Below are 18317 nucleotides of genomic sequence, written 5' to 3'. Positions count from 1 at the left end.
GAGGGATCAGTTGGTGCCCTTGAGGTTGACCTGCCAGAACAGGGTCTCGCCGGACGAATCATCGACGCCGTCGTTGTCGGTCACGGCAAAGGCATTGCCAGCCGCGTCGAAGGCGAAGCCTTCCAGCTTGTCGACGACATAACCGTTGGTGGCCGCCTTCAGGTCGGGCAGGAAGTCATGCGCTTCCTGCTTGGTGACGAGCGGCAGCTTTTCGCCGAGCTTGGCCGGCTTCAGGTCGGCGATGGCTACGGTGTAGAGCTTCTTCAGCTTGGCATTGTCGCCAACCTGGTTGTCGCGCTCGACGATGTAGAGCTTGCCGTCATGCGCGGTGATCTCGGACAGGCCGACCCAACCGGCTTCGGTCTTGTCGAGCGGGTAGCTGACAGCGCCCCATTCCTTGGCCTTGATGTTGTAGGAAACGAGCTTGGCAGTGCCCTTCTCGTCGTCCTTCCATTCGCGCTGCACGGCCATCCACAGGGTCTGGTCGTCGCCTTCGCCAACGGAAGTGATGCCTTCGAGGCCGAAGCGGGTCTGGCCTGCCAGAAGTTCGACTGGGAAGCCGATCTCCGACTTGATCTCGCCCTTGGCATCGACATTGTAGATGCCGTGGCCGACAAGCTTGGCCGGATCACCTTCGGAGGCGAGCCAGAAGCCGCCCTTGCCGTCCAGTGTGATGCCTTCGATGTCCAGCTTCTGGGCTGCCTGGCCACCACGGGTGACCGGCAGGGCTGCGGTGATGACGGCAGGCTTCTGCGTTGCGTCGACCGTGAAGATGGTCGGTTGCGCCGAATAGAAGCTGTCGTTGACGGCGTAGAGCGTTCCCGCCTTTTCGGCATCGCCGACGAGACCGGACAAGGCACCCCATCCGATCGGCGCACCGTCGACGATATCGGAGCGGATCATCGGATAAGCGGGCGTGCCCTCGGCCAGTTCATACAGCATCACATGCGAGCGTGGGCCCCCGTCTTCGCCAAGGTCCACTTCATTGGCGGTGGCGAGCAGGTTGCGACCCGGGATGGCGACAGCGCCTTCCGGAGAGACGCCCGACGGCAGCAACTGCACAAGTTCCGGCTCGGCACCGGTGTCCTTGTAGACGCCGACGACAGAAGCGCGCTCGGACAGCACGAAGAAATACTTCTGGTCGCCGAAGGTGGCTGCTTCCAGGCCTTCGAGCTCGACGCCCTTGGACTTGGCGCGCTTGTCTGGGAAGTGGCCGATCTGGGCAATGGCCAGCTCCAGCGAAGCGCCGGATTCGTAAGCAACTTTGCCGGTCTTGTCGAAGATGGTGAAGCTGCGCGATCCGCCTTCATAGTCGCCTTCGTTGGCAACGACGAAACGGTTGTCGTCGAGCCACTTCAGGGCGTCAGGCTCGCGAAGCACGCCTTCCTTCTTACCGGTGAACTTCAGTGCGCCATCCGACTTGGTGTCGATGCCGTCGAGGTCAACAGTACCTGCGGTGAAATGGGTCTTCACTTCGCCGGTCTTGCCGTCGACGATGACGATCTCGTTGTTTTCCTGCAGCGTCACGGCGATTTCGCCGAGGCTGTTGATCGAGACGAATTCCGGCTCCGGATCATCACCGGCAATGCCAGCGAGACCGGTCATGACAACATGCTTCAGCGACGCGCAATCGACCGTGCCGTCCTTCAGGCCGACGATGACAAGATCACCGGCTGGCATCTGCGGCAACTTGCCTTCGTTCAGCTCTTCGTCACGCTCGTTCTCGATCGCGACGACGGCGAATGTCTTGTCCGGGGAGATCGCAACCGAATCCGGCTGACCGCCGAGATCGCAGGTCAGGTCGATCGCCTTGGACGCGATATCGACGACGGCCAGGCGGCCCGACGGCTTGACCTTGCTCTCGGATGTATTGACGGCCACCAGGACCTTGTTGCCGATGGCCGAAACCGATGTCGGCTCGCCATCCATCATCAGGGCGCCAGCGGCCTTGGGGGCCTTGGCGTCGGTGATGTCGACGAAGCCGATGCCGCCGAGCGGGCTGTCGGAATAGACCAGCGTCATGCCGTCTTCCGAAGCTGTGATGATTTCGGCCGACGTGGTCGAGAGCTTGTCCTTGTCGGCCGGCAGATTGGTGGCGACCGGGAAGGCGGCAATACGGTTGAAGACCTGTTCAGCTGAGGCGGGCAGCGCCACGGATGCGAGAAGAGCCGCCGTCAGGGCGACACGGGAAATACCAAACGTCATGGGGAAACCTCCTGTTTCCGAAAAATGGGAACAGGAGGCTTTTGCGTCATGTGAATGACAGGCGGATGACAATAGCCGTCGCTGCGGACACCAACGCTGAGTTTAGTTCGATCGCGCCTCGCGACCGGCTTCGCGCAACATCAGGAAGAGCGATGCGCAGAGAATCAGCAGAGCCCCAATCCACAGATAACCGCTTGGGGCATAGCCGAAGACCAGCCAGCCGGCGAAGACATTCAACGGCAGCTTCAGATCGTCGAAAGGCTGAACATAGGCGGCATCCGCAGCATTGTAGGCCAGCGTCAACAGATATTGGCCGATCGCGGTCAAAAGGCCCGCCGCCAGCAGCAGCCATAAAGCCAAACCTTCCGGGATGACGAAGCCGGAGGCCATGGCGAGGCCGGCGTTGATTGGCGTCAACAGAACTAGGAGCCAGACCGTGATGGTTTCCGGCGCTTCGAACTGCGTCAGGTTCTTCATCAGCAATGAAGATCCACCCCATAGGAGGGCGGAGAGGACAGGCAGCAGAGCAGGCAGCGAAAAGCTGTCGGACCAGGGCTGGAGAATGATCATGGCGCCAACGAAACCAACAAAGGTTGCGAGCCAGCGGTCAGGGCCGACGATTTCCCCCAGAAAGAGACGGGCGCCGATGATGATGAAGAAGGGCGACGTCATCACCAGTGCGATTGCCTGCCAGATCGGCACGGTGGCAAGACCCATGACCCAGGCCTGAACGCCGAAGGCGGCCAGCAAAACGCGAAAGGCGTGGCGCAACGGATAGTCGGTGCGCATGGCCTTCAGACCGAGGCGAAACAACAGCGGCAGGGAGAGAACGAGGGCAAAGCCATATTGCCAGAACGCCGTCGAGGCGGCCGGGAAGCCGAGCGTCATGGCAAGCCACTGGGTCACGACATTGAGCACGGCAAAGGCGATGCCCGCCAGAACCATGAAGGCGGCGCCGGTGAAGGCGCGGGAGCGGAAGAGCGACAAGGAGCTCTGATTCATGTCCGTTTTCCTTTTGCGAAGGACCAACACAAATCAGGACAGATGAGGTGACGACAGAACCGCCCGAAACCGGGCGACAAGACGGCAAATCGCGTTCACCCGGCAAGCCGGACGAGACCGCGATCGATGACCTCATTCTCTTTCATCCGGACTATACCGTCGGCTCCGGAATCACACCGGATCTGCTGACCCTGCCCTTCCGACGCTGCCGTGAAAGAAACAGGCGCTCGCGGGCTTGGGGATCCCCTTACCGCCGGTGGGGAGTTGCACCCCGCCCTGAGAACGAATGCCGGCAAACCGGCTCGCAAGGAATATGGCAAGGTTTGCTGCAACGCAAGACGGGCAAAAGAAAGCCCGGCACAATGGCCGGGCTCAAGTCTTGTCTGCGACCACCGTAAAACACGGGGCGGCTTACCGTTCTCCCTTAGGAGTTGACGGCGTCCTTCAGGCCCTTGCCGGCCGTGAACTTCGGAACGTTGCGAGCCGGAATATCGACTTCAGCACCGGTGGACGGGTTGCGGCCCTTGGAGGCTTCGCGACGAGCCACGGTGAACGCGCCGAAACCGGCGAGACGGATGTCACCGCCGCTCTTCAGTTCAGCCTGGACCGTTTCAAAAACGGCATCGACGGCAGAGGCCGCATCGGCCTTAGTCAGGCCAGCCTTCTCGGCAACCGCGGATACGAGTTCGTTCTTGTTCATGTTTCCACCCTTTCTGATTGGTATGAAACGACTCAATGGATAAGTCGGGCGGAGAATACGAATGCTTCTGCCCTGCGCAACTCAAAAGCACCCGAATACCCCGGAAAACAAGCCATTCCCGAGACTTTTCACAAAAAAGGCTGGCATAAATGCCAGCCTTTTTCGTTGTTTTTCGCCTTTATGGCGCAAGCATGGCAGAAATGCCTCAGTGAGCGATCGCCGCACCGGTTTCATCGACGCCTTCGACGGTGCCGATGGCAGGCGTTTCAACGGTGCCATCCCACTCGATTGGGTCGGGCACACGCAGCAGCGCATGGCGAATAACCTCGCCCATGCGCGACACCGGAACGATCTCGAGATTGTTCTTCACATTGTCCGGAATGTCCGCCAAGTCCTTGGCGTTTTCTTCCGGGATCAGAACCTTCTTGATGCCGCCACGAAGCGCTGCGAGCAGCTTTTCCTTCAGGCCACCGATCGGAAGCACGCGGCCGCGCAGGGTGATTTCACCCGTCATCGCCACGTCCTTGTTGACCGGAATACCGGTCATGATCGAGACGATCGCCGTTGCCATCGCCACACCGGCCGACGGACCATCCTTCGGCGTCGCACCTTCCGGCACGTGCACGTGGATATCCGACTTGTCGAAGCGCGGCGGCTCGATGCCGAAATCGACGGCGCGCGAGCGGACATAGGATGCCGCTGCCGAAATCGATTCCTTCATCACTTCCTTCAGGTTGCCGGTTACGGTCATGCGCCCCTTGCCCGGCATCATCACGCCTTCAATGGTCAGCAGTTCGCCGCCCACTTCCGTCCAGGCCAGACCCGTGACGACACCAACCTGATCCTCGCCTTCCGCTTCGCCGTGGCGATAGCGCGGAACGCCGAGATATTCGTTGATGTTGGCACCGGTCACGGCAACCGAGGTCACCTTGCCCTTGATGATCTCGGTGACCGCCTTGCGGGCGAGCTTCATCAATTCGCGTTCGAACGAACGCACACCGGCTTCGCGGGTGTACTGCTGGATGATCGCCATGATCGCACTGTCTGCAACGGAGAATTCCTCCGGGCGCAGGGCGTGTTCCCTGATCGCCTTCGGCAGAAGGTGACGCTTGGCGATTTCCAGCTTTTCATCCTCGGTGTAGCCGGCGATGCGGATGATCTCCATGCGGTCCATCAGGGGGCCGGGAATATTCAGCGTATTCGCGGTCGTGACGAACATCACGTTGGACAGGTCGTATTCGACTTCCAGGTAGTGGTCCATGAAGGTCGAGTTCTGTTCCGGATCCAGCACCTCGAGCAGCGCCGAAGACGGGTCGCCGCGGAAATCCATGCCCATCTTGTCGATCTCGTCGAGCAGGAAGAGCGGGTTGGATTTCTTCGCCTTCTTCATCGACTGCACGATTTTGCCGGGCATCGAACCGATATAGGTCCGACGGTGACCGCGGATTTCCGCTTCGTCACGAACGCCGCCCAGCGCCATGCGCACATATTCGCGGCCGGTCGCCTTGGCGATCGACTTGGCAAGCGACGTCTTACCAACGCCCGGAGGTCCGACGAGGCACAGGATCGGTCCCTTGAGCTTGGTCGCACGGGCCTGCACCGCCAGATACTCGACAATGCGTTCCTTGACCTTGTCGAGGCCGAAATGGTCCTCATCGAGGGTCTTTTCAGCAAGGTTGAGATCAACCTTGACCTTGGACTTCTTGTTCCATGGCAGACCGAGCAGCCAGTCGAGGTAGTTGCGAACAACCGTTGCCTCGGCTGACATCGGGCTCATGTGGCGCAGCTTCTTCAGCTCGGCGTCGGCCTTTTCCTTGGCTTCCTTGGAAAGCTTGGTCTTGGCGATGCGCTCTTCCAGTTCGGCCATCTCATCGCGACCGTCTTCGCCGTCGCCGAGTTCCTTCTGGATCGCCTTCATCTGTTCGTTGAGGTAGTATTCGCGCTGGGTCTTCTCCATCTGGCGCTTGACGCGCGAACGGATGCGCTTCTCGACCTGGAGAACCGAAATCTCGCCTTCCATGAAGCCAAGGGCCTTTTCAAGGCGCGTCTTGACGCTCACCGTTTCGAGCATTTCCTGCTTTTCGGTGATCTTGATGGACAGGTGCGAAGCGACCGTGTCGGCGAGCTTCGAGTAATCCTCGATCTGGCTCGCGGCACCCACGACTTCCGGCGAGATTTTCTTGTTCAGCTTGACGTAGTTTTCGAATTCGGAGACCACCGAGCGCGAAAGCGCTTCGATCTCGACGGCATCTTCTTCCGGCTCGGCTAGAACATGGGCGGACGCCTCATAATAATCTTCACGAGCGGTGTACGATTCGATCTTGGCGCGCGCGCGGCCTTCGATCAGCACCTTGACGGTGCCATCGGGCAGCTTCAGCAGTTGCAGGACATTGGCGACCGTACCGACCTCGTAAATGGCGGAGGGCGACGGATCGTCGTCACTGGCGTTGATCTGTGTGGCCAGCATGATCTGCTTGTCGGAACCCATCACCTCTTCAAGAGCGCGGATGGATTTTTCACGGCCGACGAACAAAGGCACGATCATGTGCGGGAAGACCACGATGTCGCGCAAAGGCAGCACCGGATAGGTATTGCTCTCGTGTGCAGCAGACGTTTTCGGCATTTCACTTCCTTTCCGAGGTCCCGATGTAACCCGGGACTTGATGCCTGCCCCCGAAGGCGACCGGCATATTTCTTGCTCCCCCAACAAGTGGAGTGGCGGCATGCGTTATTCAAGCCTGACCGAAGGTGCGGTCGCGAATCTGTGACGACAGCATGACAGAGTGCGTCGAACTTTTACACTAATCACTTAGGCTGGTCCGAACCATGCGTGCATGTCTGAATGCGCTGTGGATTAAAGCGAAGAAGATAAGGGATAACGCGGGCGAAAATCGGACGCATACGTCCGAGCAAGACCACGCTGACTACCGATTCCAATCCAAGCCTATCGCAAGCGACATCCATCGCGCGCGCATGCACGATAGAATTCCCCGCAAATTCATGACGATACAAAAAAGGCCCGCCAACATGGCGAGCCTTTTGTGATTGTGTCAGCTCAACTTGCCTACGCGGAAGCGTTGGCTTTTTCTTCCTGCCGATCCGCATAGATGTACAGCGGGCGCGAGGAGCCCTTGACCACATCGTCGGAGATGACGACTTCGCGGACACCTTCGAGTTCCGGCAGTTCGAACATGGTGTCGAGAAGGATCTTCTCCATGATCGAGCGCAGGCCGCGGGCACCGGTCTTGCGGGTGATCGCCCTCAGCGCGATCTCACGCAGTGCGTCCTCGTGGAACGTCAGTTCGACGTCTTCCATCTCGAACAGGCGCTGATACTGCTTGACGAGCGCATTCTTCGGCTCGGACAGGATCTGGATCAAGGCGTCGGCGTCCAGATCTTCGAGCGTTGCCAAAACGGGCAGACGACCGATGAATTCCGGGATCAGGCCGAACTTGACCAGGTCTTCCGGCTCAAGTTCACGCAGCACTTCGCCAACGCGACGATCTTCCGGCGAAGTGACCGTCGCGCCGAAGCCGATCGAGGTCTTTTCGCCGCGGGCCGAGATGATCTTGTCGAGACCGGCAAAGGCGCCGCCGCAGATAAACAGGATGTTCGTCGTGTCGACCTGCAGGAATTCCTGCTGCGGATGCTTGCGGCCACCCTGCGGCGGGACTGAAGCAACCGTGCCTTCCATGATCTTCAGCAGCGCCTGCTGCACGCCCTCGCCCGAGACGTCGCGGGTGATGGACGGGTTGTCAGACTTGCGGCTGATCTTGTCGACCTCGTCGATATAAACGATGCCGCGCTGGGCGCGCTCGACATTGTAGTCGGCCGACTGCAGCAGCTTGAGGATGATGTTCTCTACGTCTTCACCCACGTAACCGGCTTCGGTCAGAGTCGTGGCATCCGCCATGGTGAAGGGAACGTCGATGATGCGGGCGAGCGTCTGGGCAAGATAGGTCTTGCCGCAGCCGGTCGGACCGACCAGCAGGATGTTCGACTTCGCAAGCTCGACATCGCCACCCTTGGAGGCATGCGACAGACGCTTGTAATGGTTGTGGACCGCGACGGACAGGATCTTCTTGGCCTGCTTCTGGCCGATCACGTATTCGTCGAGGATCTTGATGATGTCCTGCGGCGTGGGAACGCCCTCGCGGGACTTGACCATCGAAGACTTGTTCTCTTCGCGGATGATATCCATGCAGAGTTCGACGCATTCATCGCAGATGAATACCGTCGGTCCGGCAATCAGCTTCCGGACCTCGTGCTGGCTCTTGCCGCAGAAGGAACAATAAAGGGTATTCTTGGAGTCACCGCCGTTGCTTCCGCTGACTTTGCTCATGTCTTTATCCTTCCAGCACGCCGCGCCACCGCGTTGTTGCGGCAGGGCGATCACTCAAACCGTCCGGCTCCGACCACCACCGATGGCCGAAACCCTTTCCGATCAGGAGCTACTAGCCGATCCGAGCAAGACCCGGAACGGCGGCAACGAAAACCCCTTAACGCGGCAGACTATGTCATAAGAATTCAACATAGCCTTAATTCTACTATTAGCGCTTTCGCGCCGACTTTAAACCCCTCGGCTGTTCACATCCTGCGGCGCCTCATGGCGCTGGAGGATAAGCCGCAATGGTATCAGGCCGACGGAGCTGCACCTTCAACTTCAACACGCGACGTCAGAATACGGTCAATCAGACCCCATTCCTGCGCTTCGCTTGCTTCCATGAAATGGTCACGGTCAAGCGTGTTTTCCACTTCTTCGAGCGTGCGACCCGTGTGCTTCACGTAGATCTCATTGAGGCGACGCTTCATCTTAATGATGTCACGAGCATGGCGCTCAATGTCGGACGCCTGCCCCTGGAAGCCGCCCGAAGGCTGATGCACCATGACACGGGCGTTGGGCGTCGCAAAGCGCATGCCCTTTTCGCCGGCTGCCAGAAGCAGCGAACCCATCGACGCCGCCTGACCGACGCACAGCGTCGATACGGCCGGACGGATGAACTGCATCGTGTCGTAAATTGCCATGCCTGCGGTGACGATGCCGCCCGGCGAATTGATGTAGATGGCAATTTCCTTCTTGGGGTTTTCGGCCTCAAGGAAGAGCAACTGGGCACAGACCAGCGACGCCATGTTGTCCTCGACCGGACCGGTCAAGAAGATGATCCGCTCCTTCAGCAGTCGGGAGAAGATATCGTAGGAGCGTTCGCCGCGATTGGTCTGCTCCACGACCATCGGCACCAGAGCCAGGGCGGTATCAACGGGATTTCTCATGTCGGTCCTTTATCAGCTTCTCCCCGGCACCGATCGGCGGCGGGAATCACATAAAATCTGTCAACCCCTACATAGAGTGTCCGCACCCTGACATTCAAGACGCGAGAGAGGGATATCCTTAATGGTGCCACACAGACCACAGCCACCCGACTAGCGGGTTTGCGAGGCTTTTGCCAATGGCAAGGCAAAGCATCGGCGGCGGTTCACAAGAAAGGGCTAACATGGTGAATCTTCGGTAATTCCTGGTCTCTGCGAAAATGCCACAGCCCCTCAATTCTGCGGTTTTTCGTAGCGACTGCTTAACGCATCTGGATCATTTTAGCATGGAAACTGCTTGGACTAATTTTAGGATTGTTCGCCGTGCTCGATGTGAAGACGGCGTTTCTGCTCTGGGTTACCCAGACCGGAACGTTTTCGATTCTCTTGATCGCGATCTGGCGGCATGCTCCCAACCAAAGACATTACCTGTGGTTTGGCCTCGGATTTGCCGCTCACGCGCTTGGCCTCGGTCTTGTTGCAACCCGCAACGAGATTCCCGATTTCATGTCGATTCAAGTTGCCAATTTCATCTCGCTCCTGTCCTTCAGCTGCTGGGCGGTGGGCTTGGCGAGTTTTGACAGACGGCGGCCACCGCGCCTGTTTCTGCTTCCGCCGCTGCTGTGGACGGCGGCAAACCTGCTACCCTTCATTCGCGCAGAGTTTGCCTACCGCTTTGCGGTTTACGACATCGCCTCCAGCGTGGGCTTTGGCATCATGGCCTACACCGTCAGCAAATCGGCCTTCAGCACCGCTTTCTACCGGCAGAAGCTGGCTGCGGTCTGGATCCTGCAGGCGATCAGCGGCATCGTGTTTGCCGGTCTCGTCGTCACGCGCATGCCGAACGGTTTTCAGGACCTGACCATCAAGGCTTATGTGGGCATGGTCGCAATTGTCGGCTTCGTCACAGCCACCGTCATCCTCGCCAAGATGCTGATGGATCAATCCGAAGCAAAACTTCAGGAACTGGTCCGCACCGATCCCCTTACCGGAGCCCTCAATGGGCGGGGTGTGAACGAGGCGTTCGATGAGATGATGACACGGGCAGAAAAGCCGGCCATTGCACTGCTGCTGTTTGATCTCGATCATTTCAAGCAGATCAACGACCAATATGGCCACCAGACAGGCGACCTGGTGTTGTGCGAGTTTACGCGGCTGTGCACGTCTCTCTTGCCGCAAGGTTCCGCCTTCGGGAGGACCGGCGGTGAAGAGTTCGCGGCCGTGCTGTCCGTCACCGGCGCCCGAGATGCGGCACTTGTCGCCGAGACCACTCGTCTTGCACTGGCGGAGAAACGAATTCCGGCCGGAGCTGTCTCAACGGCGGTCACAGTCAGCATCGGCATCGCGGTATCGGCGATGGCCGACGCCAATCTCGATAAGCTGATGACAAATGCCGACAAGGCGCTCTACAAGGCCAAGGGTAAGGGGCGTAACCGCACAGCGGTCACGAACGGCGAGCGTGTCGTAACCGTACCGCACGGACGCACGGATGCACTCGACGACCAAGCGGACCGGCACGTCGCGATTCTCAAGCGCCTTGCTGCTTTTGCCGCGCCGGATGATCACTAATTCGCCGCCACCATACCCTTTGCCCTTCCTCTTCTTTGCGCTAGACAACCTCCATGACCGAGCTTTCATTTCTCTCGATAGATCCAGCGACCCGCACCGTGTCCCTTGATGCCCAGGATCCTTGCTTCTACAGCGACCCAAATCGCGCCTACGCCGCACTGCACGCCGCATGTCCAACCTTTTACTGGGCAGAACAGAAAGCATGGTTCTTCACCGGCTACGATCACGTGAATGCCCTGCTGCGCGACCGGCGATTCGGTCGGCAGATTCTGCATGTGGCCACGCGCGAAGAGCTCGGCATGCCGGAGCCTGCGCCACACACCGCGCATTTCGACAAGGCGGAGCTGCATTCCCTGCTAGAACTGGAACCTCCCGAACACACCCGGCTTCGCACCTTGGTCAACCGCGCCTTTGTCTCGCGCCATGTCGAGAAGATGACACCGGAAATTGCCGAACTGGCCAATCAACTGATCGACCGCTTCGAAAAAGACGGCGAAACGGAGTTGCTGTCATCGTTCGCCGACATCATTCCGGTGACGATGATCGCGCGGATGCTGGGCATTCCCGAGGAGATGGGACCACAGCTGCTGAAATGGTCGCATGACTATGTCGGCATGTATATGTTCAAACGCACCCGCGCCGACGAAGACGCTGCCGACCGCTCATCAAAGGAATTTGCAGATTATATACGCGGCGTCATCGCCGAACGGCGAGCGACACCCGAGGACGATCTGCTCAGCCACATGATCCATACGGAGCACAAGGGCCAGTATCTGACCGAGGACGAGTTGATCTCGACCACGATCGTGCTGCTGAACGCGGGCCACGAGGCGACCGTGCATCAGATCGGCAATTCGGTCAGGATCATTCTCGAAAGCGGGCTGGATCCCAAGGACCTGTTTGCGGATGCCAAGGCAACCGAGCGGACCGTCGAGGAAACGCTGCGCATCTGCGCGCCCGTGCATATCTTCCAGCGTTACTGCCTCGAGCCATGCGAAATCGACGGCGTATCGCTCAACCGAGGCGACAAGGTCAGTCTGATTCTGGCCGCGGCCAATCTCGACCCGCACAAGTTCAGCGATCCGCTGCGCTTCAAGCCTGCGCGCGACGACGGCGCCAACCTTTCGTTTGGCGCAGGCATCCATTTCTGCATCGGCGCGCCGCTGGCTCGACTGGAGCTGAACATCGTGCTGCCGCTGCTCTTCAAGCGCCTACCCGGCGTCAAAATCGCAGCCAAGCCCGTGGTCAAGGATGTCTATCATTTTCACGGTCTGGAGCGTCTCGATCTGGCCTGGTAGGCGCTAGACAGCCGACCTCAAGCACGGGTGCCATATCGCTCTGCGGGCAGACGATGCGAGAGATGCGGGCCGAGAGCCGCGCGGCCGGCATTGAATGTCGAGAGAAGCGATACGTCAGCCAAGGACGGAATTGTCACCAGTTCTCCCTGGTCGAGGCCGGCCAGCGCTGCAGAAACCATGTCATCGACATCCATGACGCGCTCTGGATCAATATGGTCGAAACTGCTGCCGACACGGTCGAAGATTTCGGTACGCGTCAGGCCGGGTAGGACCGCCTGAATACGCACGCCGCTGTCCGCCAGTTCATGGGCGAGCGCCTGGGTCAGCGCCAGCACAAAGGCCTTGGACGCTCCGTAGGTACCGTTGAAGATTTCCGGCGCCAAAGCGACAACCGAGGCAATGTTGATGATGGAGCCCCTGCCCCGCGCCTTAAAGGCCTGCGCTGCGGCCACAGCCAATCGGTTGGCCGCAGTGACGTTGATGGCGATCATCCGGTCGAGATAGTCGATGTCACCGTCGAGCAAATTTCCATTCGGGCCGATACCGGCATTGTTCGCCAGAAGCGTGATCGTCGTGTCCTGACGCAGCCGCTCTTCAACCTTACGCACGTCACCTGCGATGGTGAGGTCGGCGGGCAGCACATCGGCGGCAACGCCGAAGGCGGCCTTGAGCTCAGTTGCCAAGGTGTTCAGCCGGTCCTTGTCACGGGCAACGAGCACCAAATCATAGCCACGCGCAGCAAGCTTGCGGGCATAGGTGGCACCAATGCCCGACGAGGCACCGGTTACGAGGCCGGTTCCGGGCGCAGTTGAACGTGCTGTTTCGGAGGTCGATGTCATGGCTTTGTCCTTACCGTTGGAAATTACTGGTATATACCACTATATATGTGGGAGACGTTTCAACGATGCAAGGGATCGCCGAAAAAACTTTCATTTTTCGAGACAGCAACCTAGATCGTCAGCAGGCAATATTGGCCCGCAGGCGGCGGAAAGACGATCATGACCAAGGACGACGGCATCTGGAATCACTGCACAAACAGCGCGATCAGGCGAACGGCACGACGTCTGGGCCAATTCTATGATGAAATCATCAGCCAATCAGGCCTCAAAAGCACGCAATTCTCGCTGATGTCGCAGATATCCCTCAGCGGCGAGCCATCGCTCAAAACGCTAGCCGACGCACTGATCATGGATTTGTCGGCGCTCGGCCACACTTTGAAACCGTTGATCCGGGACGGACTTGTCGAACTGGTCGCCGACGACAAGGACAGGCGGGTCAAGCGTGCGCGCCTGACGGCCGTGGGACAAACGAAACACGCGACGGCGCTCGCCATGTGGAGAGATGCGCAAGGCCGCTTCGATCAGACCTTTGGCTCGGAGGAATCCGCCAGATTGCGCCAGACCTTGGCCGCAATCTCATCGATGGACCTTGCCCCCAAAACTCAGCCCGAAAAATAACGTGACGGGTTACATCCAGCTGGTGCCATCGCCGGCATGGCAACCGTATGGCGGCAAAGTGTTGGCAAAGGTTTCATGCAAACGGTCACATCCCCATTTACGGATCGGCTCCGGCATGCGGCTGTTCAGTTCGATGCCGACCTCCTGGTAGGGGCTTTCGGTGTTGGTGATGTAGCGATACCACTGGAAGCCGGCGAGCATGAACCCGACAAAAGCGACGATAAAGACGAGTCGGAGAATTCTCATGGCAACACCTCTTCGGAGAAGCGGCGACATCTATCCCTGCGGTCGCTGCCTGGGTAGCGCGCTATGGCTGTTTCCACAGATAGACGCGGATCCCGGCAACGCAGCCAGCCTCACAGGCGAATGACATAGTCCTTGCGAGTCGTTTCAATGACTTCCCAGCTTCCCTTGAAGCCCGGCCTGAGGATCAGGCGGTCACCGGCCTTCAGGTGGATCGGCTCTCCTCCATCTTCAGTGACGATCGAATAGCCTTCGAGCATGTGGAAATACTCCCATTCGTCATAGACGATGCGCCACTTGCCCGGGGTCGACTGCCAGATACCGGAATAGATCCCGCCTGCGGCCTCCTCGACGTTCCAGGTGGTAAAGCGGGGATTGCCGGACAGCAGCCGATCGGCTGCCGGCGCGCCCTCCTCCGGCTCGATTGCCGACGTGTCGAACGACTGGACATGGTTCATGCTGGGCTCCGAACTGCCGAGGAGAATGCGAGCGGCATCGGATGATGCCGCTCCTGTTGGGTCTTTAGATCGCCGCCAGGGACTGCTGCAGGTCGGCGACAATATCGTCCGCATCCTCGATGCCGATCGAAAGGCGCACCACATCCGGACCGGCACCGGCGGCGACCTGCTGCTCTTCGGTCAACTGCGCATGGGTCGTCGAGGCCGGATGGATGATCAGCGATCGGGTATCGCCGATATTGGCCAGGTGCGAAAATAGCTGCAGACCACCCACCAGCGCCTTGCCGGCCTCCAGGCCGCCCTTGATGCCGAAGGTGAAAACGGCGCCCGCGCCTTTCGGTGCATAACGCTTCTGCAGCGCATTGTTCGGATCATCCGCAAGGCCCGAATAGTTGACCCAGGCGATCTTCGGATGGCTCTTCAGCCAAGTCGCGACCTTGAGCGCATTGTCGCAGTGGCGTTGCATCCTGAGCGGCAGCGTTTCGATGCCGGTCAGCAGAAGGAAGGCGTTCATCGGCGCAATTGCTGGGCCGAGGTCACGCAGACCGAGTACGCGGCAGGCTATGGCGAAGGCGAAATTACCAAAAGCCTGGTGCAGGACCAGACCGGAATATTCCGGACGAGGCGTCGACAGCATCGGATATTTGCCTGGAATCGCCGACCAGTCGAACGTGCCGCCATCAACGATGACACCGCCCATCGAGTTGCCATGGCCACCGAGGAATTTGGTGGCCGAATGCACGATGATGTCGGCACCGTGCTCCAGCGGACGTACGAGATAGGGGCTCGCCATGGTGTTGTCGACGATCAATGGCAGGCCGTGACGATGGGCCACCTCGGCAATTGCCGCGATATCGACAAACGTACCGCCCGGATTGGCAAGACTTTCAATGAAGATTGCCTTGGTCTTGTCGTCGATCAGAGCGGCGAAACTCTCCGGATCGGCCGGATCGGCCCAGCGCACCTGCCAGTCGAAATTCTGGAACGCGTGGCCGAACTGGTTGATAGAGCCACCGTAAAGCTTCCTTGCCGCGACAAAGTTTTCGCCCGGCTGCATCAGGCTGTGGAAGATCAGCAACTGCGCTGCGTGGCCGGAGGCCACGGCAAGGGCGGCCGTGCCGCCTTCGAGCGCCGCAACACGCTCTTCAAGCACGGCCTGCGTCGGGTTCATGATACGGGTATAGATATTGCCGAACTGCTTGAGGCCGAAAAGGGCAGCGGCATGGTCCGAATCGTTGAAGACGAAAGCGGTCGTCTGATAGATCGGCGTGATGCGCGCACCGGTGGTCGGATCCGGCTGGGCACCGGCGTGAACGGCGAGCGTGGCAAATCCCGGATTGTTGTCGGACATCGTTTTACCCTCCCTTATTGGTGATGCGGATCATAGAGCCTCGCCGAGGCTTGTCAGCCAGCAAAATTCCAATCTCAACGTTTGGTGGAGAAAATTCCTCCTTGATCGAGGTCAAGGCGGATCGACGCGGCCGATGGGACCATCACTTCAGATGATGGAGACAGCCATGACCCTTGCTATTGCAGATCCGATCCGCCACTCACTCGTCCAGGTCTTATCCTGGTTTGCCAGGGGTTGGGAGGCAACAGCCGAGGCCGATATCCTGGCGGCCTTGAGCGAGCGTGAGCTTGAGGCACTGGCCCAGGATTGCGGCCTATCAACCCGCCAGCTCGTCGCTTTGGTCAAAGCCGGCCCGCACGGGACCGACGAAATGCCGCAGATGATGCGGGCGCTCAACATCGATCCGACCGAAGTCGAATTGCGCATGAGGAGGGTGTTTCGCCAGATGCAGACGACATGTGCTGCCTGTGGCGCCAAGGATCGCTGTCGGCGCGACCTGGCGGATGCCGTCGCTGAGCAATCCTTCTTGGATTATTGCGGCAATGCCGAAACATTGAACGCGCTTCGGGCGGACCCTGACCTTCAGCCGGAACCCTGACGAATTCAAAGACCGAGGCGCGGAATTTCGATCGCCGGGCAACGATCCATGACCACCTTGATACCCGCCGCCTCGGCGGGTTCCACGGCAGCGTCATCGCGCACGGAAAGCTGGCCCCAGATCACCTTGGGCCGCGACGATAGCGCCAGCGCATCGGAGACGACCTCACCCAGATATTCCGGCGCCCGGAAGACGTCGATCATGTCGATCTCATCCGGGATGTCCGCAAGGCTCGCATAGACCTTCTGCCCCAGTATCTCCTTGCCGGCTTGGCCCGGATTGACCGGGATCACCGTGTATCCTTTCGACAGGAGATACTGCATGACTCCGAAACTCGGTCTATCCGCCTTGGGAGACGCTCCGACCAGAGCGATTGTGCGGGTCTCGTCGAGGATCGCAGCGATGTAGTCGTCTTCGTAGTTGTCATGATCGGCCATGGCATGCTCCTGAACTGGTTGTGACGCTCTGGTCGCGGCTTCCTTGAGCACTACATGGGTAGAGCGCAACACAAGGGCAAGGCAAACGGTTCATGTCGATATGGGCAAGGGTGGCTGAAACCGCATGGCGCGCTCGCAATGACAAGGAGTTAGGCATGATCATGAAACGTTTCGCTGTGGCGCTTCTGGCGATCAGTTCAGCCTCGCCGGCGTTGGCGATTTCCCGCTACAATTCACTATCGCTGACCTGCGACGCGGCGCGACAAAAAGTGATCAACGAGGGCGCTGCGGTCCTGCGCTATCCATCGACACGGGTGAAGGGCATGACGCTCTATGATCGCTACGTGACACGCAATGAGCAATGCGACGCCCACGAATACGCCGAACGGTCCTATGTCCCGACGCGCGACAATCCGCGTTGCCCCGTTCTCAATTGCCAGACCTATGATCCGGTGGACGGCAACGGCATATTCGGCAAGCCAAGGATCCGCTTCTAAGCGGCACAAAGGCGCTCGTCGTCACGCGGCACGCGCCGGAAGCTTGCCTCCGCCGTGAGGTTGATGGGTGATCTCGTATACCAGCGGATATTCACTGACCAGGGAACGGTTCATAACCATTCTGATCCCCACCGCTTCCGCTCTTGCAGCTGCCGCGTCATGGCGCACGCCCAGTTGCCCCCAAATCGCTTTCGGTTGCACGGTCAGCGCGAGCACCTGATCGACGACCGTGTCCAGATGCTCTGAGCGGCGGAACACATCCACCAGATCGATGGGATCCGGGATGTCGCTCAAAGCCGCATAGACCCTTTGCCCGAGGAGCATTTCTCCCGCGTGATTGGGATTGACCGGAAAGACATGGTAGCCCTTGCCGAGCAGGAAGCCGCAGATCCAGTGGCTTGGGCGATGATCACCGGTCGAGGCGCCGACAACCGCGACATTGCGCGATGTGGCGAGAATATCGGACAGATAGGCATTCTCATAGGTGTCGTGGTTCATGGCTCATTCCTCCCGACCCATGCGTGGGCCTGCCAATGTACCGTTCCCGTGCTCCCATGACTGTTATAGTCCTGCTTCGTTAAGCGGACCTCGCTGTGATCGATAAAATGCCGACGATCAGTCCGGCAAGACCACGTGGCCATGTTCATCGAATGGGAAGAAGGGATTGTGGGCAATTTCCCAGAGATGGCCGTCGGGGTCGGCGATGTAGGCAGAATAACCGCCCCAAAACACCTTTTCAGGCGCCTTCACCACGGTCGCCCCGCAAGACACGGCGAATTTCACCACAGCATCGACGCCAATGTCGCTGGCGACGTTGTAGGCCAGCGTCACCCCGGAAAATCCGACCGGTGTGTTTTCGACACGCGCATCGTCGGCCAAAGCCTGACGTGAAAAAAGGCCGAGCACCGTTCCCTTCAGCTGTATAAATGTGACGTCCTCGTTGGATGCCGACGATTTCGACCAGCCGAGCCGTTGATAGAATTCTGTGCTGCGCGCCACATCGGCAACGCCGAGGGTAATGAGTGAAATTCGACGTTCAAGCGACATGCACATCTCCGCAAAATGTCGCCTGCCGATACGTTCGGTTTATGTTTTCATTATGTTCATGCAAATATTAGCGTCATCACAGGTTGCGACTTTGTATGTAGTACAATCTTTCATAATTCAGTCAGATTTTGTGCATTTGCATTTGCAA

Annotated in this window: 18 protein-coding genes and 1 riboswitch; of the genes, 5 read left to right on the top strand and 13 right to left on the bottom strand. The window is 59.1% G+C overall.

Annotated features, from left to right (window positions below; genetic code table 11):
* Positions 1-6: 6 nt before the first annotated feature.
* From LQ231_RS09825 to clpP, 6 genes are all read right to left on the bottom strand, one after another.
* Positions 7-2205, bottom strand: coding sequence for an esterase-like activity of phytase family protein (locus tag LQ231_RS09825; RefSeq protein WP_230171214.1), 2199 nt, complete (start codon positions 2203-2205; stop codon positions 7-9).
* A 102-nt stretch (positions 2206-2307) separates the two neighbouring features.
* Complete coding sequence (locus LQ231_RS09820; RefSeq protein ID WP_230171213.1) at positions 2308-3207, bottom strand: DMT family transporter; 900 nt, start codon at positions 3205-3207, stop codon at positions 2308-2310.
* 130 nt (positions 3208-3337) lie between these two features.
* A riboswitch (FMN riboswitch) is annotated at positions 3338-3495 on the bottom strand.
* A 136-nt stretch (positions 3496-3631) separates the two neighbouring features.
* The gene (gene hupB, locus LQ231_RS09815; protein ID WP_007606160.1) at positions 3632-3907 is read right to left on the bottom strand and encodes a DNA-binding protein HupB; all 276 of its coding nucleotides are present in this window, start codon (positions 3905-3907) and stop codon (positions 3632-3634) included.
* 205 nt (positions 3908-4112) lie between these two features.
* On the bottom strand, positions 4113-6530 hold the full coding sequence (lon, locus tag LQ231_RS09810) for an endopeptidase La (protein ID WP_230171212.1): 2418 nt from the start codon (positions 6528-6530) through the stop codon (positions 4113-4115).
* 441 nt (positions 6531-6971) lie between these two features.
* Positions 6972-8249, bottom strand: coding sequence for an ATP-dependent Clp protease ATP-binding subunit ClpX (gene clpX / locus LQ231_RS09805; RefSeq protein ID WP_113140982.1), 1278 nt, complete (start codon positions 8247-8249; stop codon positions 6972-6974).
* A 293-nt stretch (positions 8250-8542) separates the two neighbouring features.
* Positions 8543-9178 carry an ATP-dependent Clp endopeptidase proteolytic subunit ClpP gene (gene clpP / locus LQ231_RS09800; protein ID WP_113140981.1) on the bottom strand — a complete coding sequence of 212 codons (636 nt, stop codon included), beginning with the start codon at positions 9176-9178 and terminating at the stop codon, positions 8543-8545.
* A gap of 360 nt (positions 9179-9538) precedes the next feature.
* On the opposite strand from clpP, the gene LQ231_RS09795 reads away from it, so the two are divergent.
* Together LQ231_RS09795 and LQ231_RS09790 are read left to right on the top strand one after the other, a co-directional pair.
* Entirely contained in the window at positions 9539-10783 is a 1245-nt protein-coding gene (locus LQ231_RS09795) for a GGDEF domain-containing protein (RefSeq protein ID WP_230171211.1), read from the top strand.
* A gap of 53 nt (positions 10784-10836) precedes the next feature.
* Entirely contained in the window at positions 10837-12081 is a 1245-nt protein-coding gene (locus LQ231_RS09790) for a cytochrome P450 (protein ID WP_230171210.1), read from the top strand.
* Between the two features lie 17 nt (positions 12082-12098).
* Here LQ231_RS09790 and LQ231_RS09785 read toward each other — a convergent pair whose 3' ends face one another.
* Positions 12099-12920 carry an SDR family oxidoreductase gene (locus tag LQ231_RS09785; protein ID WP_230171209.1) on the bottom strand — a complete coding sequence of 274 codons (822 nt, stop codon included), beginning with the start codon at positions 12918-12920 and terminating at the stop codon, positions 12099-12101.
* Positions 12921-13079: 159 nt separating this feature from the next.
* Between LQ231_RS09785 and LQ231_RS09780 the strand changes: the two genes are divergently transcribed.
* Positions 13080-13538, top strand: a complete 459-nt coding sequence (locus LQ231_RS09780) for a MarR family winged helix-turn-helix transcriptional regulator (protein ID WP_230171208.1) — start codon at positions 13080-13082, stop codon at positions 13536-13538.
* Positions 13539-13547: 9 nt separating this feature from the next.
* Here the strand turns inward: LQ231_RS09780 and LQ231_RS09775 are convergent, their stop codons facing one another.
* From LQ231_RS09775 to LQ231_RS09765, 3 genes are all read right to left on the bottom strand, one after another.
* Positions 13548-13784, bottom strand: coding sequence for a hypothetical protein (locus LQ231_RS09775; protein ID WP_230171207.1), 237 nt, complete (start codon positions 13782-13784; stop codon positions 13548-13550).
* 110 nt (positions 13785-13894) lie between these two features.
* The gene (locus LQ231_RS09770) at positions 13895-14239 is read right to left on the bottom strand and encodes a cupin domain-containing protein (protein WP_230171206.1); all 345 of its coding nucleotides are present in this window, start codon (positions 14237-14239) and stop codon (positions 13895-13897) included.
* Between the two features lie 64 nt (positions 14240-14303).
* Entirely contained in the window at positions 14304-15590 is a 1287-nt protein-coding gene (locus LQ231_RS09765; RefSeq protein WP_230171205.1) for an O-acetylhomoserine aminocarboxypropyltransferase, read from the bottom strand.
* 166 nt (positions 15591-15756) lie between these two features.
* Here LQ231_RS09765 and LQ231_RS09760 point away from each other — a divergent pair, with 166 nt between their 5' ends.
* Positions 15757-16188 (top strand): DUF6455 family protein, encoded by a 432-nt coding sequence (locus tag LQ231_RS09760; RefSeq protein WP_230171204.1) that lies wholly within the window; start codon positions 15757-15759, stop codon positions 16186-16188.
* 5 nt (positions 16189-16193) lie between these two features.
* Here the strand turns inward: LQ231_RS09760 and LQ231_RS09755 are convergent, their stop codons facing one another.
* Positions 16194-16625 (bottom strand): CoA-binding protein, encoded by a 432-nt coding sequence (locus tag LQ231_RS09755; RefSeq protein WP_230171203.1) that lies wholly within the window; start codon positions 16623-16625, stop codon positions 16194-16196.
* 161 nt (positions 16626-16786) lie between these two features.
* Between LQ231_RS09755 and LQ231_RS09750 the strand changes: the two genes are divergently transcribed.
* Positions 16787-17122: a hypothetical protein gene (locus LQ231_RS09750; RefSeq protein WP_113141084.1), complete on the top strand. Its 336-nt coding sequence runs from the start codon at positions 16787-16789 to the stop codon at positions 17120-17122.
* A gap of 21 nt (positions 17123-17143) precedes the next feature.
* Here LQ231_RS09750 and LQ231_RS09745 read toward each other — a convergent pair whose 3' ends face one another.
* Together LQ231_RS09745 and LQ231_RS09740 are read right to left on the bottom strand one after the other, a co-directional pair.
* A complete protein-coding gene (locus LQ231_RS09745) occupies positions 17144-17620 on the bottom strand; it encodes a CoA-binding protein (RefSeq protein ID WP_230171202.1) in 477 nt (158 codons plus the stop codon).
* A gap of 117 nt (positions 17621-17737) precedes the next feature.
* Positions 17738-18169: a VOC family protein gene (locus LQ231_RS09740; protein ID WP_113140972.1), complete on the bottom strand. Its 432-nt coding sequence runs from the start codon at positions 18167-18169 to the stop codon at positions 17738-17740.
* Positions 18170-18317 lie beyond the last annotated feature (148 nt).

Source organism: Rhizobium sp. CECT 9324 (assembly GCF_918741265.1).
Taxonomy (GTDB): Bacteria; Pseudomonadota; Alphaproteobacteria; order Rhizobiales; family Rhizobiaceae; genus Allorhizobium.
Note: the sequence above shows the minus strand (reverse complement) of the source record. Positions and strands in the feature narration are given on the sequence as shown.